This window comes from Thalassospira lohafexi (genome assembly GCF_002844275.1).
GTDB lineage: Bacteria > Pseudomonadota > Alphaproteobacteria > Rhodospirillales > Thalassospiraceae > Thalassospira > Thalassospira lohafexi.
This window is the reverse complement of the sequence record NZ_NXGX01000003.1, coordinates 293,921-316,279: the sequence shown is the minus strand read 5'-3', so window position 1 is coordinate 316,279 and position 22,359 is coordinate 293,921. Positions and strand designations below refer to the sequence as shown.

At 53.8% G+C, this 22,359-nt stretch carries 24 protein-coding genes; 19 read left to right on the top strand and 5 right to left on the bottom strand.

Going from position 1 to position 22,359, the window contains the following annotated elements:
- Positions 1-118: 118 nt before the first annotated feature.
- On the top strand, positions 119-922 hold the full coding sequence (locus tag COO92_RS08405) for a HesA/MoeB/ThiF family protein (RefSeq protein ID WP_101301336.1): 804 nt from the start codon (positions 119-121) through the stop codon (positions 920-922).
- Complete coding sequence (locus COO92_RS08400) at positions 912-1,343, top strand: DsrE family protein (protein WP_022733719.1); 432 nt, start codon at positions 912-914, stop codon at positions 1,341-1,343. Before COO92_RS08405 ends, COO92_RS08400 begins: the two co-directional genes overlap by 11 nt.
- A gap of 2 nt (positions 1,344-1,345) precedes the next feature.
- Here COO92_RS08400 and COO92_RS08395 read toward each other — a convergent pair whose 3' ends face one another.
- Complete coding sequence (locus COO92_RS08395) at positions 1,346-2,047, bottom strand: LysE family translocator (RefSeq protein WP_101301334.1); 702 nt, start codon at positions 2,045-2,047, stop codon at positions 1,346-1,348.
- Positions 2,048-2,141: 94 nt separating this feature from the next.
- Between COO92_RS08395 and COO92_RS08390 the strand changes: the two genes are divergently transcribed.
- Both COO92_RS08390 and COO92_RS08385 read left to right on the top strand, forming a co-directional pair.
- Positions 2,142-3,086, top strand: coding sequence for a LysR substrate-binding domain-containing protein (locus COO92_RS08390; protein ID WP_101301332.1), 945 nt, complete (start codon positions 2,142-2,144; stop codon positions 3,084-3,086).
- Positions 3,087-3,177: 91 nt separating this feature from the next.
- Positions 3,178-3,693 (top strand): MgtC/SapB family protein, encoded by a 516-nt coding sequence (locus COO92_RS08385; protein WP_033369133.1) that lies wholly within the window; start codon positions 3,178-3,180, stop codon positions 3,691-3,693.
- Between the two features lie 24 nt (positions 3,694-3,717).
- Here COO92_RS08385 and COO92_RS08380 read toward each other — a convergent pair whose 3' ends face one another.
- Together COO92_RS08380 and COO92_RS08375 are read right to left on the bottom strand one after the other, a co-directional pair.
- Positions 3,718-4,758: a LacI family DNA-binding transcriptional regulator gene (locus COO92_RS08380; RefSeq protein ID WP_101301331.1), complete on the bottom strand. Its 1,041-nt coding sequence runs from the start codon at positions 4,756-4,758 to the stop codon at positions 3,718-3,720.
- Positions 4,759-4,825: 67 nt separating this feature from the next.
- The gene (locus COO92_RS08375; RefSeq protein WP_101301329.1) at positions 4,826-6,157 is read right to left on the bottom strand and encodes a GH1 family beta-glucosidase; all 1,332 of its coding nucleotides are present in this window, start codon (positions 6,155-6,157) and stop codon (positions 4,826-4,828) included.
- A gap of 230 nt (positions 6,158-6,387) precedes the next feature.
- Here COO92_RS08375 and COO92_RS08370 point away from each other — a divergent pair, with 230 nt between their 5' ends.
- The 4 genes from COO92_RS08370 to COO92_RS08355 all read left to right on the top strand — a co-directional run bounded on the left by COO92_RS08370 (position 6,388) and on the right by COO92_RS08355 (position 10,618).
- The gene (locus COO92_RS08370) at positions 6,388-7,632 is read left to right on the top strand and encodes an ABC transporter substrate-binding protein (RefSeq protein WP_101301328.1); all 1,245 of its coding nucleotides are present in this window, start codon (positions 6,388-6,390) and stop codon (positions 7,630-7,632) included.
- A gap of 87 nt (positions 7,633-7,719) precedes the next feature.
- Positions 7,720-8,676 carry a carbohydrate ABC transporter permease gene (locus tag COO92_RS08365; RefSeq protein WP_022733727.1) on the top strand — a complete coding sequence of 319 codons (957 nt, stop codon included), beginning with the start codon at positions 7,720-7,722 and terminating at the stop codon, positions 8,674-8,676.
- 2 nt (positions 8,677-8,678) lie between these two features.
- A complete protein-coding gene (locus COO92_RS08360) occupies positions 8,679-9,533 on the top strand; it encodes a carbohydrate ABC transporter permease (RefSeq protein ID WP_051146036.1) in 855 nt (284 codons plus the stop codon).
- Positions 9,534-9,538: 5 nt separating this feature from the next.
- Positions 9,539-10,618: an ABC transporter ATP-binding protein gene (locus COO92_RS08355; RefSeq protein WP_101301327.1), complete on the top strand. Its 1,080-nt coding sequence runs from the start codon at positions 9,539-9,541 to the stop codon at positions 10,616-10,618.
- Between the two features lie 32 nt (positions 10,619-10,650).
- Here COO92_RS08355 and ddpX read toward each other — a convergent pair whose 3' ends face one another.
- Complete coding sequence (ddpX, locus tag COO92_RS08350) at positions 10,651-11,211, bottom strand: D-alanyl-D-alanine dipeptidase (protein WP_101301326.1); 561 nt, start codon at positions 11,209-11,211, stop codon at positions 10,651-10,653.
- A gap of 19 nt (positions 11,212-11,230) precedes the next feature.
- Between ddpX and tsaB the strand changes: the two genes are divergently transcribed.
- Both tsaB and COO92_RS08340 read left to right on the top strand, forming a co-directional pair.
- Positions 11,231-12,031 (top strand): tRNA (adenosine(37)-N6)-threonylcarbamoyltransferase complex dimerization subunit type 1 TsaB, encoded by an 801-nt coding sequence (tsaB, locus tag COO92_RS08345; RefSeq protein WP_101301324.1) that lies wholly within the window; start codon positions 11,231-11,233, stop codon positions 12,029-12,031.
- Complete coding sequence (locus COO92_RS08340; RefSeq protein WP_101301323.1) at positions 12,028-12,594, top strand: GNAT family N-acetyltransferase; 567 nt, start codon at positions 12,028-12,030, stop codon at positions 12,592-12,594. The genes tsaB and COO92_RS08340 overlap by 4 nt, the downstream gene beginning before the upstream one ends.
- Before the next feature lie 148 nt (positions 12,595-12,742).
- Here COO92_RS08340 and COO92_RS08335 read toward each other — a convergent pair whose 3' ends face one another.
- Positions 12,743-12,988, bottom strand: coding sequence for a sulfurtransferase TusA family protein (locus tag COO92_RS08335; protein WP_101301322.1), 246 nt, complete (start codon positions 12,986-12,988; stop codon positions 12,743-12,745).
- A gap of 233 nt (positions 12,989-13,221) precedes the next feature.
- Between COO92_RS08335 and COO92_RS08330 the strand changes: the two genes are divergently transcribed.
- The 9 genes from COO92_RS08330 (at position 13,222) to COO92_RS08290 (ending at position 22,086) form a co-directional block, all read left to right on the top strand.
- Entirely contained in the window at positions 13,222-13,644 is a 423-nt protein-coding gene (locus tag COO92_RS08330) for a Fur family transcriptional regulator (RefSeq protein ID WP_022733735.1), read from the top strand.
- 162 nt (positions 13,645-13,806) lie between these two features.
- The gene (locus COO92_RS08325) at positions 13,807-14,601 is read left to right on the top strand and encodes a GNAT family N-acetyltransferase (RefSeq protein WP_101301753.1); all 795 of its coding nucleotides are present in this window, start codon (positions 13,807-13,809) and stop codon (positions 14,599-14,601) included.
- On the top strand, positions 14,598-15,503 hold the full coding sequence (locus COO92_RS08320; RefSeq protein ID WP_101301321.1) for a lysophospholipid acyltransferase family protein: 906 nt from the start codon (positions 14,598-14,600) through the stop codon (positions 15,501-15,503). The genes COO92_RS08325 and COO92_RS08320 overlap by 4 nt, the downstream gene beginning before the upstream one ends.
- Before the next feature lie 312 nt (positions 15,504-15,815).
- Positions 15,816-17,213 (top strand): tRNA (N6-isopentenyl adenosine(37)-C2)-methylthiotransferase MiaB, encoded by a 1,398-nt coding sequence (gene miaB / locus COO92_RS08315; RefSeq protein WP_022733738.1) that lies wholly within the window; start codon positions 15,816-15,818, stop codon positions 17,211-17,213.
- Between the two features lie 50 nt (positions 17,214-17,263).
- Positions 17,264-18,349, top strand: a complete 1,086-nt coding sequence (locus COO92_RS08310; RefSeq protein ID WP_101301749.1) for a PhoH family protein — start codon at positions 17,264-17,266, stop codon at positions 18,347-18,349.
- Entirely contained in the window at positions 18,333-18,923 is a 591-nt protein-coding gene (ybeY, locus tag COO92_RS08305; RefSeq protein ID WP_240626371.1) for an rRNA maturation RNase YbeY, read from the top strand. The genes COO92_RS08310 and ybeY overlap by 17 nt, the downstream gene beginning before the upstream one ends.
- A gap of 76 nt (positions 18,924-18,999) precedes the next feature.
- Positions 19,000-19,938, top strand: a complete 939-nt coding sequence (locus COO92_RS08300) for a hemolysin family protein (protein ID WP_022733741.1) — start codon at positions 19,000-19,002, stop codon at positions 19,936-19,938.
- A complete protein-coding gene (lnt, locus tag COO92_RS08295) occupies positions 19,931-21,505 on the top strand; it encodes an apolipoprotein N-acyltransferase (RefSeq protein WP_101301320.1) in 1,575 nt (524 codons plus the stop codon). Before COO92_RS08300 ends, lnt begins: the two co-directional genes overlap by 8 nt.
- An 86-nt stretch (positions 21,506-21,591) precedes the next feature.
- The gene (locus COO92_RS08290; RefSeq protein WP_206186379.1) at positions 21,592-22,086 is read left to right on the top strand and encodes a helix-turn-helix domain-containing protein; all 495 of its coding nucleotides are present in this window, start codon (positions 21,592-21,594) and stop codon (positions 22,084-22,086) included.
- Positions 22,087-22,359 lie beyond the last annotated feature (273 nt).

Genomic DNA, 22,359 nt, shown 5'->3' with positions numbered 1-22,359 from the left:
AAAAGACAGTGGTTCAGGGAAAAACAAATCTTTTGCTTGAGTGATGGGATCGCCACGCTATATCCAGAAGTCAGAGATTTTACTCTGTTGCATTTGATCTGACAGGAAACCCGCCCGCGTGACTGATTTTGACTTCAACGAAAATGAAGTGCAGCGCTATGCCCGCCACATTGTCCTTAAAGAGGTCGGTGGCACCGGGCAGATGATGCTTAAACGGGGGCGCGTGCTGATTGTCGGGGCCGGTGGGCTTGGCTCCCCGCTTGCGATGTATTTGGCCGCAGCCGGGGTTGGCACGATTGGCATTGTTGATGCCGACACGGTGGAACTTTCCAACCTGCAACGCCAGATCGCGCATGGTATGCGCGATATCGGAACGCCCAAGGTTGACAGTGCAAAATCAACCATGGCCGATATGAACCCGGAAATCACCGTGCATGCCCATAACACCCGGCTTGATGCGGGCAACGTTATGGATTTGATTGGCGATTATGATGTGATTGCCGATGGGTCAGATAATTTCGAGACGCGGTTTTTGCTTAATGACGCTTGCTACTTGGCGGGCAAGACGCTGGTGTCAGGCGCAGCATTGCGATTTGACGGGCAGGTTTCGACATTCAAGGCCCATCTGGGTGCGCCCCATCCATGTTATCGCTGTATTTATCATGCGCCCCCGCCCGAGGACGCCATTCCGTCCTGCGCGCAAGGTGGCGTTTTGGGATCGGTGGTTGGGATGATCGGCGGGATGCAGGCCACCGAAGTTCTTAAAGAACTGATGGGCATTGGCGATGGGCTTTCGGGTCAGTTGTTGATTGTCGATGCGCTGTCGGCGGCCTATCGTAAAATCAAGGTGCCCCGCGATCCGGGCTGCCCGCTTTGTTCACAAAACGCCACGATCAAGGACCTGTCGATCCATGAACACTGAGACCGAAAGTCCAAAGAAACTGTCGCTGGTGGTATTTTCCGGCAGCTTTGAAAAAGTTCATTACGCACTCGTAATGGCATCGTCTGCCCTTGCCACAGGCCGCGAAGTCACGCTGTTTTTCACCATGGAAGCCAGCCGTGCGCTTTTGGCCCCGTCCGGATGGCGACATTTGCGCACGGATGCCCAAGGGGCCACCGCGACTTCAATCGATTTGTCCTATGCGACGCGCGGGATCGGCACATTCGAAGAATTGCTGAGCGCCTGTGCATCACTGGATGGCAAATTCATGGTCTGTGAAATGGGCTTGCGCGCATTGGGCCTTGAAGATCAAGCTACCCGAGATGAGCTTTCGATTGAGACCGGCGGTGTTGTGACATTCCTTAACGACGCCAAACAAAATGGCGAGATGCTGTTTATCTGATCTCAGCTGGCCAGAAGCTTGATGCCAAGCCCGGCCAGACACAAACCAACGGCCCGTTCGATCCAGATTTTGATTGCAGAAATGCGGGCCTGCACGGCGGGTAAGGTCAATGCGACCGCCACCAACCCGAACCAGAACATGTGACAGACGGCGATATAAATGCCGTATCCGATTTCCTGGATGATGGGTGTGTCGGGCGAAATCACCTGACTGAACAGGGAAACGATAAACAGCATCGTTTTGGGGTTCAGCGCATTGCAGGCAAACCCGACCCAGAAGGCCGACCCGTTCCGGGTTTGATCTGTACCCGGTGCCGACGTTCCTGATGGTTGGGAAGCTGCCATGTTAGCGCTAACATCCATGGTATTGGCGGCTTTGGCGCGGCCAAGAAGTTTGCGGATATCAGGCCACAGGGCCGATAAACCAAGCCAGATCAAATAAGCCGCCCCCAGATAGCGCAGGCTGTTAAGCACCCAGATATTACTGGCAAACAGAACCCCCAGACCAATCAGGGTATAGGCAAGGTGAACTGAAACGCCGCTGCCAATCCCAATGGCACAGAAAACCCCGGCGCGCCTGCCACGGGTAAGGGCGATGCGGGTGACCATGGCGAAATCGGGGCCGGGGCTGATTACGGCAAGCACGGTGATGATGCCAACGGCTATGATTTCCATGGATCGGATATCGGCGGTGATGTCGGGCATGACGGAACGGTCCTTTGATGGGGCTTGATCTGTGCGTAAAATCAGTATCAAACTGTTTCAAAGGCCATTAAATCGAAAAATACCGGGATTTATTGTGAGTAATATTCACAGAAAACGGCATCTGCCGCCGCTTGCCGCCCTGCCCGCCTTTGAGGCAGCGGCGCGTCATCAAAGCTTTTCGCGCGCCGCAGAAGAATTGCATCTGACCCACGGGGCAATCAGCCGGGCGGTGGCCCAGATCGAAGACCGATTGGGGGTTGAGCTGTTCGTGCGGCGAAACCGGCGGGTCTGGTTAACCGCGGCGGGCGAACGGTTGTTAAAGGCTACCAGTGCGGCCCTTAACGGACTTGATGGCGCGGTTGAGGATATTCACCGTCATGACGGAGCATCGCCGATCCTGACGGTATCGTGCGAGCCCAGCCTTGCCATGCGCTGGCTGATGCCGCGTTTGGGGAGATTTCGCGAAGCCAACCCGGACTTGAATATTGACCTGCGCCTTGCCGGTGGGCCGGTGGATTTATTGGCCGATGGCTGTGACGTGGCGATCCGGCGGGCGGATTACGGTATTTCAGAACAGTACATCACCACCCGTCTTTGGGCCGAACATGCCGGGCCGGTGTGTGATCCGGATTGCTGGGAAACAATTCTTGCGGGAAATCTGTCCAATGCCCGCTGGCTACATGCCCGGACCCGACCGGATGCGTGGGAGGTTTGGAAGCGCGCCAGTGGCAATGAAGCCACCGCCGCCAGCGAACAGTATTTCGATCATTTCTTTTTTGCGCTTCAGGCGGCTGTGAACCGGCTTGGTACGGCGATTGGTCCCTTGCCGCTGGTGTATGACGATTTAAAAGCGGGGCGTCTTATTTCCCCGCTTGGCATGGCCCCGACTGGCTACGATTATGTGTTGATTACCCTTGATCCACCCGACCGTGATCCGCGGATATCCCTGTTCTTTGACTGGTTGATGGCAGAAGCAGGTGACATGGACGGCGGTGCTTTGCCGGGCAATGATATGGTGGGGCCGGGTAAGAAAATCTGATCCTGAACACCGGCTCCATATGCGCGGGGTCGGAACATTGTTCGAACGTGCCGCGTTTTGGGAATTCCTGAAACTGTGCGGATCCTGTTTTATGCTGACCGACCTTCCCTATTTTGCGACGGCCGAGAAATATTTTGATATTGGCGTCATCGATATGGTGCTGCGGCTGTGTGCGGCGACGGTGATTGGCATGATCATCGGGCTTAACCGCGATGTGAACGGCAAGCCGACCGGCATGCGGACCTTGGCGCTTGTCAGTCTGGGGGCGGCTGTTGTGTCGGTCGTTGCGGTACATTTTCAGGATCTGATTGACCATCCTGATGCGCTTTCACGCGTTGTGCAGGGCTTGTTGCAGGGTGTTTTGACCGGCATTGGCTTTATCGGTGCTGGCGTGATCATGCGTCAGCCCAAAAGCATGACGGTTTCCGGTCTGACAACGGCGGCAACGGTTTGGATCACCGCCGCCCTTGGCATTGCCTGTGCGCTTGCTGCGTGGCACATCGTGATCATCGCCACGGTCTTGGCCCTGTTTGTTCTGATTGTGCTTAAACCGGTTGAACGGATGCTGGTGCGCCTGATCAGCGACAAGGATGCCGCACGCGACTAGCGAGGATGGTTCGGGCGCCGGACTTTAAAAATCCTCCCCCTCGCGGAAGGCGGCAAGATCATCAATGCGTCGATAAGGCAAAAGTGTTTGCAGTTCCTGAGCGGGCACGCCGACCATCAGATCGTGTAAATGACGCGCAAGGACTTCACCCACATGCCGTTGTGGCTGGTAGTAGTAGGCCAGTTTTTGTTTTGACAGCATGCGGAATGGCATGCCGCCAAATCCGACAACCCCGATCCCGTCACGGATGGTGTCCATGTTCAGTTCCATCAGGGCTTCGAGTGCGCCGATCATGGTCATTTGGCTGGCACAGACAATTGCGGTGGCATCGCGTTGGGTGCGAAACAGTGCCGTGGTAGCATCGCGGGCGGCGCGCACGGATACATCGGAGCGCATCCAGATCAGGCTTTCGGGATCAAGTCCGGCTTCTGTCATTGCGCGGCGCGCACCCTGTTTGCGATACCCAAAAAAGGTCAGGTTTTCCGGTGGATCAATCATGCCGATTTTGCGGTGGCCATCCGCGATCAGGCGTTTGACGGCGTCATAGGCGGCCTGTTCATCATCGTGATCGACAAAGGCATGCGGGGTTAAAAGTTCGGTCCGGCCAAAACTGACAAATGGAAAATCATGTTGCAGGCAATATTTTGCCCGGCTGTCCTGGGATGTGGTGCGCGAAAAGACCACCGCATCGGCCATGCGTTGGGTGTGGACGCGAATGACGGGTTCAAGCGGATCTTTGTTACTGGTTTGCGCCAGAACCACCAGCGAATAGCGGTCCGCCTCCAATCCCTGCGCCAGGCTTTCGACCTGTGCCAGAAACCCCGGATCGCCGTAATCGCCAACTTCCGGGGAATACAGGATTGAACAGACCTGCATGGTTTTGCCCGTGCGCAGCATGACGCCGCGCGCATCGGGCTGATACCCGATTTGTTCGGCTGCGGCCTTTACCTTGGCCACTGTGCCGGGTTTGACCTCGGGCCCGTCTTTGAGCGCACGTGAAACTGTCGTAACCGACAGGCCAAGATGTTCGGCAATCGTGCGAAGGTTCGGGCGCGAGGCGGGCATATGCAGGTCCGTTCTTGTGATCGTGGCGAGCGGTATCGTGGCGGACAATCTAATCGCCCGGCCATGGTTAAGGCAATGCGTTGCTTTTGATCACATTGCGCATGAACTCAAAGGACGCCTTTGGGGTGCGTTTTTGGGTGGTGTAATCGACATGCACCAAGCCAAACCGCTTTTGATAGCCATACGCCCATTCGAAATTGTCGAGCAAAGACCAAGGCATATATCCCTGAAGATTGGCGCCTTCTTTCATGGCGCGTAAAGCGGCCGAGAGATATTCATTGTGATAGGCAATGCGATCCTGATCGTCGATTTTACCATTTGCGTCAGGCAGGTCGATAAAGGCCCCGCCATTTTCCGTGACAAAGACCGGCGGGTTACCATAGTCGTTTTGCAAGATTTTCAGCGTGCGATAAAAACAATCGCCATCAATTGCCCACCCCATTTCGGTGCGACGGAAATATTTTGGTGGTTCGGCATGTTTAAACGGCCAGGCCTTGTCGCTTGCGGCTTCGATATAGCTTGGGAAATACTGATTTACGCCCTGAAAATCGATCTCGGTTTTTATGGCTTCAAGGTCGCCGTCCCGAATGTGGGGTTCCATCCGGTCCAAAATCAGCTCCGGGTAACGGCCATAATAGACCGGATCAAGGAACGCGCCGTTCCATTTTGCTTCAAACAGATCGACCAGATGTGCGTCCTGTTCCCGGCGCTCTGGCAATGTATAGCCTTTATGCATCGGCAAAACGAATCCAACCGGGGCTTCGGGGAAATGGCCTTTGATGATCTTGGTGGCGCGCGCATGGCATAAATTTAAATGATGAGCGGTTCGCATGGCTGCGCGCGGGTCAACAATGCCCGGCGCGTGCCGACCTTCTTCATGACCGACCCAGGCAACCACATTGGGTTCATTAAATGTTACCCAGGATTTCACCCTGTCGCCGAGCCGGGATGCAAGAAGTTCGGTATAATCCCCAAACCAGTCAACAATGTCGCGGTTTGTCCAGCCGCCTCGGTCCTGAAGCGCTTGGGGCAGGTCCCAGTGATACAGGCACAACCATGGTTCAATGCCGCGTTCAAGCATGCCGTCAATCAGGCGGCTGTAAAAATCAATGCCTGCTTCGTTTACCCTGCCGGTTCCTTCGGGCAAGACGCGCGGCCACATGACTGAAAAGCGGTAATGTTTGGCGCCAAGGTCCTTGATCAGATCAAGGTCCTCTGCCCAGCGATGGTAATGATCGCAGGCAATGCTTCCGTTGTCGCCATTGGCAACGCGGCCCGGTGTTGCGCAATAGGTGTCCCAGATGGTGGCACCGCGCCCGTCATTTTTGGCACCGCCTTCAATCTGATAACTGGATGTTGAGACACCCCAGCGGAAACCGTCGGGAAATGATTTGGTCATGTTCGCTTCCTTGCCCTGTTCCGGGAGCCATTGTTGAGTACGCCCAGAATCGTAACGTTTCGAAAAAATCGGCAAAAAAATACCGATGTTTCATTTTGTCCCTATTATGGGCGGGTTTTGTTGATTGACAAGAGCGAATAAAGCGCTTATCAAAAAAATCGAAACGTTACGAATTTTCGACCATCAAGAAGTCGGCATTGAACGTACCCTATTAGGGAGGAACATCCGTTATGAAGAAATTTTCCACAGCCGCAGCATGCGCGGCATTTCTGAGCGTCGGTGTATCTGCCGGTGCGATTCATGCCCAGACGGCAGAAGTCCTGCATTGGTGGACGTCCGGCAGTGAACAGGCCGCCCTTGCCGAAGTGCGCAAGGCGTTTGAGGCCAAAGGTGGCACATGGGTTGATACCCCGATTGCCGGGGGCAGTAACGCCCGTGCAGCAGCCGTGAACCGTATGCTTGGCGGTGATCCGGCTGCGGTGTTTCAGTTCTCCATCGGTCAACAATTGCGTGAACTTGCCGATCAGGGCCTTCTGGCCAATGTTGGCAAGGTTGCCGATGAAGAAAACTGGGATGAAAAATTGCCGCCTTTGATCGTCAAGGCGGCAAAATATGACGGTAACTACATCGCCGCCCCAATCAACATCCATGGTGAAAACTGGATGTTCTATAACAAGGCTGTGCTTGAAGACGCCGGCATTGATGTGCCGACAAGCTGGGATGACTTTATCGCGGCGGCCGAGAAGCTCAAGGCGGCTGGCGTAACACCGATTGGTCTGGGTGGGCAGCCCTGGCAGGAACGCATCATGTTCAACAGTGTACTTTTGGGTGTTGGCGGACGTGAATTCTATGCCGATCTTTACAGCACGCTTGATGATGACCTTCTGGAATCCGACACCATGCATCAGGTGTTTGAAACCTTTGCCGCGCTTAAACCCTTTGTCGATGAATCAAGTCCGGGCCGGAATTGGAACGAAGCAACCAATATGGTGATCAAGGGCGATGCGGCTTTCCAGTTCATGGGTGACTGGGCCAAGGGCGAAATCATTGCCGCGGGGATCGAGCCGGGCACCACGGTTGGTTGCGCCTTCGCACCTGCTGTTGATACCGCCTATATCATGACTGTGGATGCCTTTGCCTTTTCGGCAATGGACGGCGAAGACGCAACCCCCGCACAGGAAAAAATGGCGCAAGTCATGCTGGAGCCAGATGTGCAGATTGCCTTTAACATGAAAAAGGGATCGATCCCTGCGCGTCTGGATGTGCCCTCAGACAGCTTTGATTCTTGTGCGCAAACGGCCATCAAAACCCTTCAGGACAAAAAGACCCATCTGGTTAGTACCGGTCTGTTCGGGGTGCCAAGTGCCGTTTCGGGTGCGATTGATGACAGCATCTCCAATTTCTGGAACAGTGCTGACATGAGCCCGAAAGAGGGTCAGGAACAATTCCACGAAGCAATTTCCTACGCCAAGTAAGGTTTGGGACTGCGCAATACTTTGCAGGGATGTGCTGCTGCGTGACCGCTAAGGCGGGTGCAGCGGCACCTTTACAAAGAAGCGAGAATGTTTATGGCCGATCCGGCACAAGGTGTGTTGCAGCGTTCAGTTGAGAACGATGCGATCCAGAAGACAGGCAGGCGGCGCTGGCGTCCGCAATGGACCGCCAGAATGGCGCTTATCCCTGCCATGACCATTACGATTGTCTGTTTTTACGGATTCATTATCTGGACTTTTGTGATTTCGCTGACGCGGTCACGTTTGTTGCCGGTCTATAAATTTACCGGGTTTGACCAGTATGTTCGGTTGTTTGCCAATGAACGCTGGTGGACGTCGATGCAGAATCTGGCGATCCACGGGTTTCTGTTCATTGGTGGCTGCATGGTGTTTGGCTATTTGCTGGCGATCTTGATTGATCGCCGGGTCAAGGCCGAAGGCATGTACCGCACCATTTTCATGTTGCCTCTTTCGATGTCATTCATCGTGACGGGCGTGATCTGGCAATGGGTGATGAACCCGGGACTGGGTTTGCAGGAAGCCGTACGTGCGCTGGGTTGGGACAGTTTCGAGTTCAACTGGATCGTCCGGCCGGACCGCGCGATCTATACGCTGGCAATTGCTGGTATCTGGCAACAGGTTGGATTGTGCATGGCACTGTTTCTTGCCGGGCTTCGAAATATCGATCCGAACATCTGGAAGGCATCGCGTGTTGATGGCATTCCGGTATGGCGGGTCTATCTGCACATCATTACCCCGATGCTGCGCACCGTCTTCTTCACGGTATTTATCCTGATGAGTGCGATTGTCATGAAGGCGTTTGACCTTGTTGTTGCACTGACCGGTGGCGGGCCGGGATTTTCATCTGATTTGCCGGCGCGGTTCGTGGTTGATCATATTCTTAACCGGCAGGAACTTGGTCTTGGCGCGGCGGGTGCGTTTGTCCTGTTGTGTACCGTGATCGCGGTTATTTCGCCCTATATTTACTTCGAGCTCAAAAAAGAGCGCGGCGGGCGGGGGCATTGAGCATGCGTTATAATCGACTTGCCCTTTATGGGCTGCTCATTCTTGCCGCCATCATGATCATGGCGCCGGTTTTCATCATGATTTCAACGTCGTTAAAATCGATGGATGAGATCCGTAATGGCAGCATCTTTGCCCTGCCCGCCGATCCCGGATTTGCGGCTTGGGGCAAGGCCTGGTTTGGCGATTGCAGTCAGGCGCTTGGTGATCAATGCGGCGGGCTTTCATCGTCATTTCTTACCTCGGTCAAGATCGTGATTCCGGCGCTGATCCTGTCGGTCGGGCTCGGGGCCATTACGGGTTATGCGCTGGCGGCGTGGAAAATGAAATGGGCCAATGTGATGTTTGCGGCCCTTCTGGTTGGTATGTTCATTCCCCCGCAGGTGACCCTTTATCCCTTGATCATCATGATCCGCGAGCTTGGCATATTTGGGTCCATACCCGGGTTGATCTTGGTGCATGTCATCTGGGGCGTTGCCTTTACCACCATGATGTTTCGCAACTTCTTTAAAACCGTTCCAGAGGATTTGTTGAAAGCAGCACGGATCGACGGGGCGGGATTCTGGCGATTGTTCTGGCACGTGATGTTACCGCTTTCGTTGCCTATTCTGGGTGTCGCGATGATTTTGCAGTTCACCTATATCTGGAATGATTTTCTGTTGGGTCTGACCTTTGGCGGGCGATCGGGTCAACCGATGACCGTCGCACTTAACAACCTTGTCGGATCGCAGTTCGGCGAGAAGGAATATAATGTCGATATGGCTGCAACCATGCTGACAGCCCTGCCAACGCTTGCGGTTTATCTATTGTCGGGGCGGCTGTTTGTGCGCGGAATTGCCGCAGGTGCGGTGAAAGGGTAACCAGAATGAATGGTGTTGAACTTCGCAACGTAACCAAGGCGTATGCCGGACTGACAGTGATGGAAAACATCAACCTTGAAATCACGGACGGTGATTTTGTGGTGCTGTTGGGCCCTTCAGGGTGTGGCAAATCGACATTGCTGAACATGATTGCCGGGTTGGAACCGACCACGGGTGGAGAAATTCATATTGGCGGGCGCAATGTAACCGAACTGGAGCCGGACGAGCGCGATATCGCGATGGTGTTTCAGTCCTATGCCCTTTATCCGACCATGTCGGTGCGCAAGAATATCGGCTTTGGCCTTAAAATGGGCGGCATGCGCAAGGATGAAATTGAAAAGCGGGTTGCCGATGTTGGTGAACTTCTTCAAATCACGCCGCTTCTGGATCGCAAACCATCTCAGCTTTCGGGCGGGCAGCAACAGCGCGTGGCGATCGGGCGCGCACTGGTTCGCGAACCGTCGGTGTTTCTGTTTGATGAGCCGCTTTCAAACCTTGATGCCAAGCTGCGTGCGGATATGCGCGTTGAATTGAAACGTCTGCATGAACGACTGGGACGAACGATTGTCTATGTCACCCACGACCAGATCGAAGCGATGACCCTCGCGACCAAGGTTGTGGTGCTTGAAAAGGGCAGAATTCAGCAGGCGGACACGCCTGAAAACGTCTATCGTCGACCAGCCAACCATTTTGTCGCCAGCTTTGTTGGTGCTCCGACGATGAATTTTATCTCTGGCAAAATGTTACAGGATGGTTCGGATATCGTCTTTGACAGCGGAGCAGGCCAATTGCCGCTGGTCGACGTCCCGACCGAGGCACGCAACCTTATAGGGCAACCAATAACGCTGGGGGCCCGGCCCGAACATCTTTTGTTTGATGATGCCGGGATCGCATCGCGGGTGTTGCTGGCCGAACCGACCGGGCCGGATCAGTATGTTCGACTTGCCGTTGCAGGATCGGAAATCACGGCAAGATGCGGTCCTGAACAGGTTTTCAGATCAGGTTCGGATACCAGAATTCTTATCGATGGGGCCCGGATGTCGCTGTTTGATCCACAAAGTGGTCAGGCGTTGTTGCAGGCCTGACCGCTCGGAAAGCACTTCGCGCCTGTATTGGCCTAGCGGGCCATCATGGGGTTACCAAGGGCGCTATCTGACATCACCGGGTACTTCGATGCGGCGTTGGGCAATTGATAGTGCCACCATTCGTGGTCATAAAACTCGAACCCGGCACTGACCATGATGCCCAGCAGGATAAAACGGTTGGCTTCGGCGGTTTTGGAAATCAAATCCGAGCCGTGATAGGACCGGTCATGCATTTCATCAAACCCTGCCCCCATATCCAGTTCCTTGCCGTTTTGATCAATCAGGGTTAGATCAATGGCAACACCACGACCATGTGGCGATCCGAAATCCGGGTTGGCGACGAAATCGGGGTTGGGCGAATGGTTCCACAGGGCGCGTTGTGCTTCCTGAGGGCGGAACGCATCAAGAATGCGAAGCTTCAACCCCTGACGACGTGCCATGGCGGATGCCTTTTTCAGGCATTTTGCCGCATCCGCATGAAGATAGCAGGCAGGTCGTGTATATATCGGAACCCCGGTGAAGTTACGATCCGTGGCATAGACGATATCAATTTCGACATCATATTCTTGTGGCGTAATTTCGACCAGCGCCATCGCCGGAGGCCCCCTGTTCTTGTCGTTCACCGATTACATAAAAAAGATGCTGACGGGTCAGTCGCGTTCTTCAGATAGCGCAGATCACGCTGCATCGCAAACCGCATCACAATTAGCGGAGAAATCCGGCCCGACGCTTTTGGCAATTGATACTGCCTCAACGTCGCTGACGACGGCTGTTTTGATCAATGGTGAGGTCAAAGGCGAACTTTTTGCCAATATGGAGCGCGGACAGGCCGAGCACCTGATGAGCTTCATCGCTGAAAGCCTTGAAAAAGCGGGCATCGGCTTTGATGCGGTTGATGGCATCGCGGTTACGGTTGGTCCGGGCGCCTTTACCGGAATGCGCATTGGTCTGGCGACCGCACGTGCCCTTGGTCTTGCACGCAAAATCCCGGTGGTCGGGGTGAGTTCGCTCGAAGCCGTGGCATACGGCGTGTCTGAACGTGATCAGCAGGGGCGCAATATTCTGGTCGCCCTTGATAGCAAGCGAAACGAGATTTTTGCGCAGGCCTTTGATGGCAAAAAAAGACCGCTGAGCACGCCTGAATGTGTTGCCCCGCGTCAGGCTCTGATGATGGCACCACCCGGCGATACGATTTTGGCCGGGGATGCAACACCGCGTTTGTTAACTGCTGCTGCCCATGCGCCAGATGCGTTTTATGATTGCACGGCCCATAGTTTACCGCGCGCAGGTAATGTTGCACTGATTGCCGCGTCGCGTTGGGAAAGTGGTGAAAACCTTGCCCCGGTTCCGATGTATTTGCGCGCACCCGATGCACGCCGGATCGAAGATCAGGGACCGCAGAAAAAGAAATGACCCGCACATCACCAAACGGTCCAGCACCGGGTCGTGCGGGATCGGATCATGCCAATAATTCCTCCCCGTCAAAAAAACCAAAAGCCATCGAGTTGGTGGCTTTGACCGGGGCTTTTGCGTCGGTTGCGGCGGCTTTGCACGAACAGGGGTTTGATGATTGCTGGGACGCGGATGCGATCACGCGGTTACTCGATGTGCCCGGTGCGTTTGGATTGTTGGCATTTCAGCCCGGTGACAATGCCCGCAATGGGGCTGATATCCCGTTGGGATTTGTGTTGGTGCAGGCGGTTCTGGACGAAGCGGAAATCAATACAATCGTTGTCACGCCGTCGGCACGTGGGTTGGGTGTCGGTAAAAAGCTGCTGAGCGGGGTTGAAAAACGCCTTCGCGCAGATGATGTGACGCGCATGCTACTTGAAGTCGCAATTGATAATGAGCCGGCGTTAAGGCTGTATCGCGGGTTTGGCTTTGCCGAAATTGGCCGTCGTAAAAGATACTATGACAGGCGCGATGGGCAGAAGGTCGATGCCTTGGTGCTTGAACATCATCTGGTACGTGACTGATTGATTTGCTGGTTTTTGCGTCCATGCCGGGTGGGGAAAACATGACATGCAAGTTGATCGCATTTTAATATTGTATACCCACATGATTAGTGTGGTCTTGATGTTCAACCTGTTGTACGGTAAGCCCTCATTCGGGCTTGAAAGTTGATTATCCTTTGCGGATTGTCAGTCGATATGTCCCGGGCATATCCGCGATTTCGACCAGATCGATGACGTCGTCACCCATTTCTTTCACCGAACGTGGAACGTTTTTCAACGGTTCGCCGGTGCGAAGAGTTACCTCCAGAACCTGGCCAGTGGCCATGGTTTCAAGTTTGAGGCGGGTGCGCACAAAGGTCATCGGACAGACATCCTTGGTGATGTCGATTTTCTGATCGGGGGCGGGATTGTCCATGATTGTCTCCTGGCAGGTGCGATGATGAAGTAGCGTCTCGCAGCGCAGGTGGCAAGGGGCCACAGGAAGACGCAGATTTTATGTCATACCCTATGATCTGGCCTGTGATCTGGAAATAAACGCGAATTCGACCTTGCGATATGTGGCAGATTTTTCGATATTGAGCCACAAGAGAGCAAAGGCTGGGACATCCCGGCTTGGGGACAGGCGGAACCGGAAACGAGAACAAGACAATGCTTGCAGAATCAACCATCGAGCAAAAATGCATCGACTCGGGCCTTAAAATGACAGGCCAACGCCGGGTTATCGCCCGTGTGCTGTCAGAGTCCGAAGACCACCCCGATGTGGAGCTGGTCTATCGCCGTGCGACCGAGATTGATCCGAAGATTTCGATTGCCACTGTTTACCGTACCGTTCGTCTTTTTGAAGAGGCGAATATCCTCGAAAAACATGATTTCGGTGATGGTCGTGCGCGGTATGAAGAACTGACCGAAGAGCATCACGATCATCTGATCGACATGCGGTCGGGTGATGTTATCGAGTTTTCGAACGACAAAATTGAAAAGCTTCAGGAAGAGATTGCCAACGAGCTTGGCTACCGACTGGTCGGTCATCGTCTTGAACTTTATGGTGTTCCTTCGAAAGACGATAAATAAAAGTTAAGTTCAACTGCGCTTAACAAAGACAAAATTTTGGCCATCTGTTCAATTCGAGCAGATGGCCTTCATATTTTTGTTACGCTTTATTCACAAACCCTTCACTCGCCCTTCACGCAAATCTTGCGCAAAATCCGCGCAGATGAACGAAAGGGTGTTGCAATGCGCGACGAAAGACAGCCTCAGCGGCTTGAGGTACGCCTCGCCGAGAATGTAGACGAAATTCTTGCCAGCCAGAAACTTCGTTACAAGGTTTTCTATGAAGAGCGCGGTGCGCAGCCAAGCGATGAAATGGCAGCACAACAGCGTGATTTTGATCATTACGATCCGTTGTGCGATCACCTGCTGGTTCTTGATCATGGTCGTGGTACGGGTACTGACGCGGTTGTTGGAACGTATCGTTTGTTGCGCCAGTCGGTTGCCAACGAACATGGCGGTTTTTACAGTGCGGATGAATACCACATCGAAAGCATGCTCAATGCGGTTAAGGAAACCGGCGAAATCATGGAGCTGGGCCGGTCTTGCGTTGAGGCCGATTACCGCACCATGCCAACGTTGCAGCTTCTTTGGCAGGGCATTGCCGCCTATGTGTTTAAGTACGATATCAAATTGATGTTTGGCTGTGCATCCTTCCACGGGACCGACCCGGACGCCTTTAGCGATGTGCTGACCTATCTGCATCACAATCACCTCGCCCCTGAAGACATGCGCCCCCGTGCCATCGAAGAACGGTACGAGACGATGATGCGTGCCGAAATCGGTGGCATTGATCAGCGTCAGGCACTGCGTGACTTGCCGCCGCTGATTAAGGGGTATCTTCGCCTTGGCGGTTTTGTCGGCGACGGGGCGGTGATTGATCATCAGTTCAACACCACTGACATCTGCATCGTGTTGCCAACCGAAAAGGTAACCGATCGCTATTACAAGCATTACGAACGCACCGCGAGGGTATCGTGAACTGCTATGTGTGTGCCGCTATCCGGCTGACGGCCTATATGCTTTTGACACTGGTGTTGCTGCCAGTCCAGATGGTGGCCATCGCATGTAATATGCGATTGGCAGAACAATTACCGCGCGTTTATCACGCGCTGTGCCTGCGGATCCTTCATATCGAGGTTCGGGTATCGGGCGGTGATTTGATGGATGGGCCGGGCGTGATTGTTGCCAACCATGCATCATACCTTGATATCCCGGTTTTGGGGGCCCTGACCCGGGCAAGCTTTATTGCCAAAACCGAGGTGGCCAGCTGGCCGGTGTTTGGCCTGTTGGCCAAACTGTCGCGCTCAACCTTTGTTGAACGCCGAGCCGTACGATCACGTGATCAGAACGACCAGCTGAGTGAACGGTTAAATAATGGCGATAAGCTGATCCTGTTTCCCGAAGGAACCAGCAATGATGGCAACCGGGTTCTGCCGTTTAAATCCACTTTGTTTGCGGCGGCTGAACGCACTCTTCCGGATGGATCACAGGTAAAGTTCCAACCGGTTTCAATCGCGGCCACCCGTCTTGACGGTGCGCCGATTGGTCGTGATCTACGGGCTTTCTATTCCTGGTATGGGGATATGGATCTGGCACCGCACTTGTGGCAGTTTATGGCCCTTGGCAAGGTGACGGTTGAAATTGTGGTGCATCCGCCGGTGACGCTTGCAGATGCCGCCGGATCGCGCAAGGAACTGGCCCGGATGTGCGAAGCCAAGGTTGCCCAGGGACATCAGGCCGCATTGCGCGGTATCCATCAAGGAGTACCGGTCCAGTTAATTGACAGTGATCTGTCTGGTGAGCTGGTTGGGTTTTCACCGCTGGCGATTATTTGCGAAGATTTTCGTCTGTTTGGTCCAGACCGACAGTTTGGTGCCTGAGTGTTTCGCCAAGGTGGCTATAGCCGTCGATATTGCCGGAATATTTAAGAAAACTTCTAAAAAACACGGTGAGTTTGTTTGATGTGTTTGACTCAGCATGTCGCCGTGGTATCGAATGTTCGTTAATGGATCAGACTGGCATGGCCTGCTGTGTCGCAGAAAGTTGACTGATTTTACGCACCTTGCGATTTTGCGTCGGGTCTCTAAATACATCTGATCTATCATTGCGGTCTTGGGAACAAGTCCGAACCCTTTGCGGTGTGACTTCGTCACGCCGCTTTTTGGCGTTTGAGAGAGCGAAACGGATCTGGCGTGACTGAACCGAAGAAACTTTTTGTAAAAACCTATGGCTGTCAGATGAATGTCTATGACAGTCAGCGCATGCAGGATGTCTTGGCGCCACTGGGATACCAGTCGGTCGACAGTGCAAAGGACGCCGACATGGTGATCCTTAACACCTGCCATATCCGTGAAAAGGCGGCTGAAAAGGTCTTTTCCGATCTGGGGCGTGTGCGCAAACACAAAGAAGCCAAGGAAGCCAATGGCGGCGACAAGATGATTGTCGCGGTTGCGGGCTGTGTCGCGCAGGCCGAAGGGGCGGAGCTTATGCGCCGCGAACCCATTGTCGATATGGTGTTTGGTCCGCAGACTTATCATCGGTTGCCCGAAATGGTCGCACGGGCAAACCGTGCCAAGGGGCGCGATCGCATCATTGATACCGATTTCCCGGCCGAAGAAAAGTTTGACCACCTGCCCGAACAGGTTTCCAAGCATGGCTATTCCGCATTTCTGGCCATTCAGGAAGGCTGCGATAAATTCTGCACGTTTTGTGTCGTGCCCTATACCCGTGGGGCGGAATATTCGCGTCCGGGCATGGATGTGATCAATGAAGCTCGCCAGATTGCGGCGCAAGGCACGCGCGAAATCACGCTGTTGGGTCAGAATGTAAACGCTTATCACGGTGCCGCACCCGATGGCGGGGAATGGACGCTTGGCCGATTGTTGCGGGAACTGTCTGACATCGACGGTCTTGATCGTATTCGCTACACCACATCGCATCCGCGTGACGTTGATGACGATCTGATTTCGGCCCACCGTGATCTGCCAAAAGTAATGCCGTTCTTGCATTTGCCAGTACAGGCGGGATCCGATCGCGTGTTGCAGGCCATGAACCGCAAGCATGATGTTGCCGACTATCGCGACGTTGTGGCGCGGCTCAAAGACGCCTGCCCGGATCTGGCGTTATCATCGGACTTTATTGTTGGATTCCCCGGCGAATCGGACAAGGATTTCGAAGACACGATGGATATTGTGCGCGAAATTACCTTTATTCAGGCGTTCAGTTTTAAATATAGCCCGCGTCCGGGAACCCCGGCATCGGCGATGGAATTGCAAGTCCCTGAAAAGGTTAAAACCGAACGCATCATGCGGTTACAGGCGTTGCTGGCCGAACAGCAGCTTGCCTTTAACCACAACTGTGTTGGCAAGGAAATGGACGTTCTGCTGGAACGGTTTGGCAAGCTGGAAGGTCAGCTGGTGGGCAAAAGCCCCTATATGCAGCCGGTCCATGTCAGTGGTTTGCCAGAGACAGCACTGGGCCAGATCGTTCGATTGAAAATTACTGAAGCACGGCCCAATTCACTGGGCGGTGAGCTGGTCGATACCCCGGTTACGGGCAAAGATCAGGATTCTGAAAGGAACGTTGCGTGAGCGGCACCTCGGCTAAAACCACCAAACCTAAAGTCGCAGCTAAAAAGACGGTGACCAAAAAAGCGGCACCCAAAAAGACCCCGACCAAAGACCAGGACCAGATTGAGTTTTCAGACAACGCGCTTGCGCAGTTGCTCTATGGATCACAGGCCGAAAACCTGACCCGCCTTTCCGAAGGTACCGGGGTGCAGGTATCGAGCCGTGGCTTGGTCGTGACGCTTGTCGGGGACGCGCAAAAAGTTGCTCAGGCCAAAAAGGTACTGGCTCAGCTGTATGCCCGTCTGCGCGACAAGGAAGTTGATTTGATTGATGTTGAAACCGTCGATGGTGCCATTCGTTTGTCCGAGCCTGATGATACAGATCCGTGGAACGGCCAGACCAAGGATATGTTTGGCGGATCGCGTCTGACCATTCAGACCAAGAAACGCCGCATTTCACCACGGTCGAAACGTCAGAAAGACTATGTCGAGGCGATCCTTGATAACGAACTGATCTTTGGCATCGGTCCGGCCGGTACGGGCAAGACCTATCTGGCGGTGGCGATGGCGGTTCAGGCCTTTATCCTTGGTCAGGTTGATCGCATCATCTTGTCGCGTCCCGCAGTTGAGGCGGGCGAACGTCTTGGCTTTTTACCGGGCGATTTGAAAGACAAGGTCGATCCGTATCTGCGTCCGCTGTATGACGCCTTGCACGACACGCTTCCGGGCGATGTTGTGGTCAAGCGTATGGAAAGTGGCGAGATTGAAGTCGCTCCGCTGGCCTTTATGCGCGGTCGTACACTTGGGAATGCCTTTGTCATTCTTGACGAAGCACAAAACACCACCCCGATGCAGATGAAAATGTTTCTGACCCGTTTGGGTGAAGGATCGCGCATGGTGGTGACCGGTGATATGACGCAGGTCGATTTGCCTGATGGCACAAAATCGGGTTTGCGTGATGCGCTTGAAACCATTGGCGACGTTAAGGGTGTTGCGACGATCAAGTTTGATCAGCGCGACGTTGTGCGCCACCATCTGGTGACCAAGATCGTCCAGGCCTATGACGAGATGGATGCTCTGCGCGACCGGCTTAAAAAAGGCTATCGCGGCAACAAGGATGGTGCAGACAAGGGCGCGGAAAATGACAGCACCGCTTGATCTTGATCTCGACGTTGAGGCCGGTGCTTGGGAAAAGGCCGAAATTGACGCGATTGAAGCGGCGATTGTTGCCGCCCTTGATGGGGCGTTGACCGATGGTGCGCTTTGGGACGATGACGCTGTTGCAACGGATGGTACCCCCGATGAAGGCGACGGGGCGTCCTTATTGTCGGTTGCTCCGATGGTTGAGATTGGTGTGCGTCTGTCCGATGATGCTGCGGTGCGTATTTTGAACCGCGATTACCGTGATAAGGACAAACCGACCAACGTTTTGTCCTTTGCTGCTCTTGAAAGTGCCGATGATGCGGCGGCGTTTATGATGGCGCCTGATATGCCGCTTTTGCTTGGGGATATTGTCATTGCGCGCGAAACATGTGCGCGCGAAGCGATCGAGCAAAAAAAGTCCCTGAAAAATCATCTGGTTCATCTCGCCGTTCACGGTACGCTGCATCTTGTCGGTTACGATCATATGGTTGATGATGAAGCCGAAGAGATGGAAGACCTTGAACGTCAAATTCTTGCCCGACTTGGCATTGATGATCCCTATGAGCCGATTGAAGATGAACCTGTTTGAACAGCTTGTTTGATTTAAAGGATTTCGAACCCGACCAATGAACGACAGTAGTCAACGCGACGACGACCACGAGAGTATGCGCCCTCGCATCGGCGAGGAGATCAGTCAGGAAGCCGACGGCGGCTCCTTGTGGGGGAATGTGGCCTCGGCCCTTGGGTTGAAGCGTAAGCCACGCAACGGTGAGGCATCTTTGAGCGATACGCTCGAAGAGCTGGCCGAGCGGACCGAAGAAGATGACGAGCCCGTCTCGCTTCATGAACGGTCCCTGTTTGAAAATATCATCGCATTGCGCGATATGACGGCCGAGGATGTTATGATCCCGCGTGCCGATATCGTTGCTGTATCCAAGACCATTACGCTTGATGCGCTGGTTGAAGTGATGGTCAAAAAGGCGCATTCGCGTCTGCCGGTTTATGGCGATACACTCGATGAAATTGCCGGCATGGTGCATATCAAGGATGTGCTGGGCTGTGTTGCAGCTGGGCGTGAATACAGCCTGAATGCCCTCGTCCGCCGGGTGTTGTTTGTATCTCCTGCCATTCGTGTGCTTGATCTGTTGTCGGAAATGCGGCTGTCGCGCACGCATATGGCGTTGGTGGTTGACGAGTTTGGCGGCATTGATGGCCTGATTACGATTGAAGACCTTGTCGAGGAAATCGTCGGCGAGATTGATGACGAACATGACGTTGATCAGGCGCCGAAACTGATCCGCCTGTCTGACGGGTGCTATATCGCCGATGCCCGGTTTGAGGTCGAAGACCTTGAAGAAAAGCTGGGTTTTGGGTTGCTTGATGATGAAGAAGACGAAGATATCGACACCCTTGGCGGGCTTGTGTTCTCTCTGGCGGGTCGGGTTCCGGCGCGCGGCGAGTTGATCGAACATCCCACTGGAATTCAGTTCGAAGTGCTTGAAGCTGATCCGCGCCGCATTCGCAGATTGCGCATTCATATGGTGCGTCGTGACACGCTTGTGCCCGGTGATGGCACTTCTAATCAGGAAAAAACGGATGATTAACACTGTGGCGGCACGCCTTGCTGGCTTGTCTGGCTGGCGCAGGCGTTTTGTCTGGTTGATATCCGGGGCGGTTGCGGTATTGGCGCTGCCGCCCTTTTTTGTGATCCCGGTATTGCCGGTTTGTTTTGCCGTGCTGCTCTGGAGCCTTGAAGGGGTTCGGTGCAACAAGGGGGCACTTTCAGCGGGTTGGTGGTTTGGAACAGGGCATTTTGCTGCTGGTTTTTACTGGGTCAGCCATGCCTTTCTGGTTCAGCCGGAAATTTATGGCTGGATGATCCCGTTTGCTCTGCTGGGGCTTGGCGGCGGGCTTGCGATTTTCCCGATGCTGGCTGTTTGGGCCAGTTGGCGTTTGACCGACGGATTGGTGCGCCGTGCTGTGCTTTTGGCCGTTTTCTGGGCGGTGGCGGAATATCTGCGCGGCCATATCCTGACCGGTTTCCCGTGGAACTTGCTGGCGCATATTTGGGCAGTTGATGCGGCACCAATGCAATTTGCGTCGGTTGTCGGTGTGTATGGTCTATCGGTGGTAACCGCGCTTTTTGCGACGTTACCTGCGGCTGTCATTGCGGGAAAACGCGGTCGGTTAGCGGCCCTTGCCGGGGTTTTGATCGCAGTTGCCCTTTGGGGTGGTGGAGCCTTACGTCTTTCGCTGGTGGGGCCTGTCCAAACGGATAAAATAGCGCAGATTGATCCCGATGTGCCGGTGGTTCAGATTGTTCAGCCCAATATCGCGCAGCGTGATAAATGGCGCCCTGATTTGCAACGCCAGCATTTTACCAAATTAATTGATATGTCACGCAGGCCTGCAGGCATGGATCCGGCGCAAAAGCGCATTGTGATTTGGCCGGAAACCGCGGCGACGTTTTTTGTTGAAGATCAACCTGTGGCGCGATCGCAAATGGCCGATGTTTTGGGGCCGGATGATATCCTGATTACCGGTGCACCGCGGACCTATCCGCGTGATACAGACGAATACAAGGTCTGGAACGCCGTTCAGGTTGTTGATTCCAGTGGTGATATCGTAGCCAGTTTCGATAAATTCCACCTTGTGCCTTTTGGCGAATATGTGCCGTTTCGGTCCATCCTGCCATTTCCCAAATTAACCGCCGGACGGACAGATTTCTCCGCTGGTCCGGGGCCCAAAACACTCGAAGTGCCTGGGATTCCGAGTTTTTCACCCTTGATTTGTTATGAGGTGATTTTCCCCGGTGCGGTTGTTGATGATGCAAATCGCCCAGAATGGCTTTTGAATGTCACCAATGATGGTTGGTTTGGCAAGAGTGCCGGTCCCTATCAACATCTGGCGGCAGCGCGCTTTAGATCCGTCGAAGAAGGCCTGCCACTGATCCGGGCGGCCTATACTGGCGTATCAATTATGTATGGTCCTTATGGCCGAAAACTTGCGGAACTGCCCTTAAGTACAAGTAATATCTTGGTGCACCCCCTTTTGAGCAATCAAAACCATACAACAGTATATTCTTTGTGGCGTGATATTCTATTTTACGGTATTGTTGCCTTCCTCGCCGTTCTCGTTATGGGATATAATCGGTTTTTAAAATCCCTTTAAGCGGCTGTCTAAAGCACCGAACCGTCTAGAGATTGTCCCATCTAAATAAAGACGGGTAGGTCGGAGTGAGAGAAGGAAAAAGGCACATGTCGCCTAAGGATGAAAACACGATAGTAAAAAATACGCGTGGGCGCGGTCGTGGCCGGACTGCCAATGGCAAACCCAATCCTGTTGATATTCATGTTGGTGCACGCGTTCGGTTGCGCAGAACGCTGCTGGGGATGAGCCAGGAAAAACTGGGCGAAGCCATTGGGTTGACCTTCCAGCAAGTTCAGAAATACGAACGTGGTGCGAACCGTGTCGGGGCGTCGCGCCTTTATGATCTGTCGCGTGTTCTTGAAGTGCCGGTATCGTTCTTCTTTGATGATATGCCCGATGAAATCTCGTCGAAATCGGTTCACGAGCGCCGCGAGATGTCCGAAAGCCCGGACCCGTTTGACAATGATCCGATGAACCGGCGTGAAACGCTCGAACTTGTGCGTGCCTACTACCGGATTACTGATCCGAACCAGCGCAAGAAAGTCTTTGAACTGGTCAAATCGATGGGCACAATTGCCGCGGTCGAGCCTGACCAGAAGTAAGTCGATCTGACAACCTGCCCAAATTCAAGGACGCATTCCAAAGTCATCGGGAATGCGTCTTTTTCTTTGTAGCCCCGGATCGCATGCACGCGATGCAATTTTCCGGTTACGTTTTTGCGTCAATGATGCTTGACCTTAAAAAGATCATCAGGCAAAAGCGTCATGCAGCTTCAACAAAGCTTGCAGATTGTGGACGGATTTGGACCGCTTGCCACCACACAAAAAAAGGCTAAGTGGGCGCTATCGATACAGACATGTATTGAGAGCCCTCCG

Bases quoted from the DNA above. Each gene is read 5' to 3' on its own strand.
- COO92_RS08400 (WP_022733719.1), top strand. From the start codon at position 912: ATGAACACTGAGACCGAAAGTCCAAAGAAACTGTCGCTGGTGGTATTT.
- COO92_RS08395 (WP_101301334.1), bottom strand. From the start codon at position 2,047: ATGCCCGACATCACCGCCGATATCCGATCCATGGAAATCATAGCCGTT.
- COO92_RS08385 (WP_033369133.1), top strand. From the start codon at position 3,178: ATGCTGACCGACCTTCCCTATTTTGCGACGGCCGAGAAATATTTTGAT.
- COO92_RS08380 (WP_101301331.1), bottom strand. From the start codon at position 4,758: ATGCCCGCCTCGCGCCCGAACCTTCGCACGATTGCCGAACATCTTGGC.
- COO92_RS08375 (WP_101301329.1), bottom strand. From the start codon at position 6,157: ATGACCAAATCATTTCCCGACGGTTTCCGCTGGGGTGTCTCAACATCC.
- COO92_RS08370 (WP_101301328.1), top strand. From the start codon at position 6,388: ATGAAGAAATTTTCCACAGCCGCAGCATGCGCGGCATTTCTGAGCGTC.
- COO92_RS08365 (WP_022733727.1), top strand. From the start codon at position 7,720: ATGTTTATGGCCGATCCGGCACAAGGTGTGTTGCAGCGTTCAGTTGAG.
- COO92_RS08360 (WP_051146036.1), top strand. From the start codon at position 8,679: ATGCGTTATAATCGACTTGCCCTTTATGGGCTGCTCATTCTTGCCGCC.
- COO92_RS08355 (WP_101301327.1), top strand. From the start codon at position 9,539: ATGAATGGTGTTGAACTTCGCAACGTAACCAAGGCGTATGCCGGACTG.
- ddpX (WP_101301326.1), bottom strand. From the start codon at position 11,211: ATGGCGCTGGTCGAAATTACGCCACAAGAATATGATGTCGAAATTGAT.
- COO92_RS08340 (WP_101301323.1), top strand. From the start codon at position 12,028: ATGACCCGCACATCACCAAACGGTCCAGCACCGGGTCGTGCGGGATCG.
- COO92_RS08335 (WP_101301322.1), bottom strand. From the start codon at position 12,988: ATGGACAATCCCGCCCCCGATCAGAAAATCGACATCACCAAGGATGTC.
- COO92_RS08330 (WP_022733735.1), top strand. From the start codon at position 13,222: ATGCTTGCAGAATCAACCATCGAGCAAAAATGCATCGACTCGGGCCTT.
- COO92_RS08325 (WP_101301753.1), top strand. From the start codon at position 13,807: ATGCGCGACGAAAGACAGCCTCAGCGGCTTGAGGTACGCCTCGCCGAG.
- ybeY (WP_240626371.1), top strand. From the start codon at position 18,333: ATGACAGCACCGCTTGATCTTGATCTCGACGTTGAGGCCGGTGCTTGG.
- COO92_RS08300 (WP_022733741.1), top strand. From the start codon at position 19,000: ATGCGCCCTCGCATCGGCGAGGAGATCAGTCAGGAAGCCGACGGCGGC.
- lnt (WP_101301320.1), top strand. From the start codon at position 19,931: ATGATTAACACTGTGGCGGCACGCCTTGCTGGCTTGTCTGGCTGGCGC.
- COO92_RS08290 (WP_206186379.1), top strand. From the start codon at position 21,592: ATGTCGCCTAAGGATGAAAACACGATAGTAAAAAATACGCGTGGGCGC.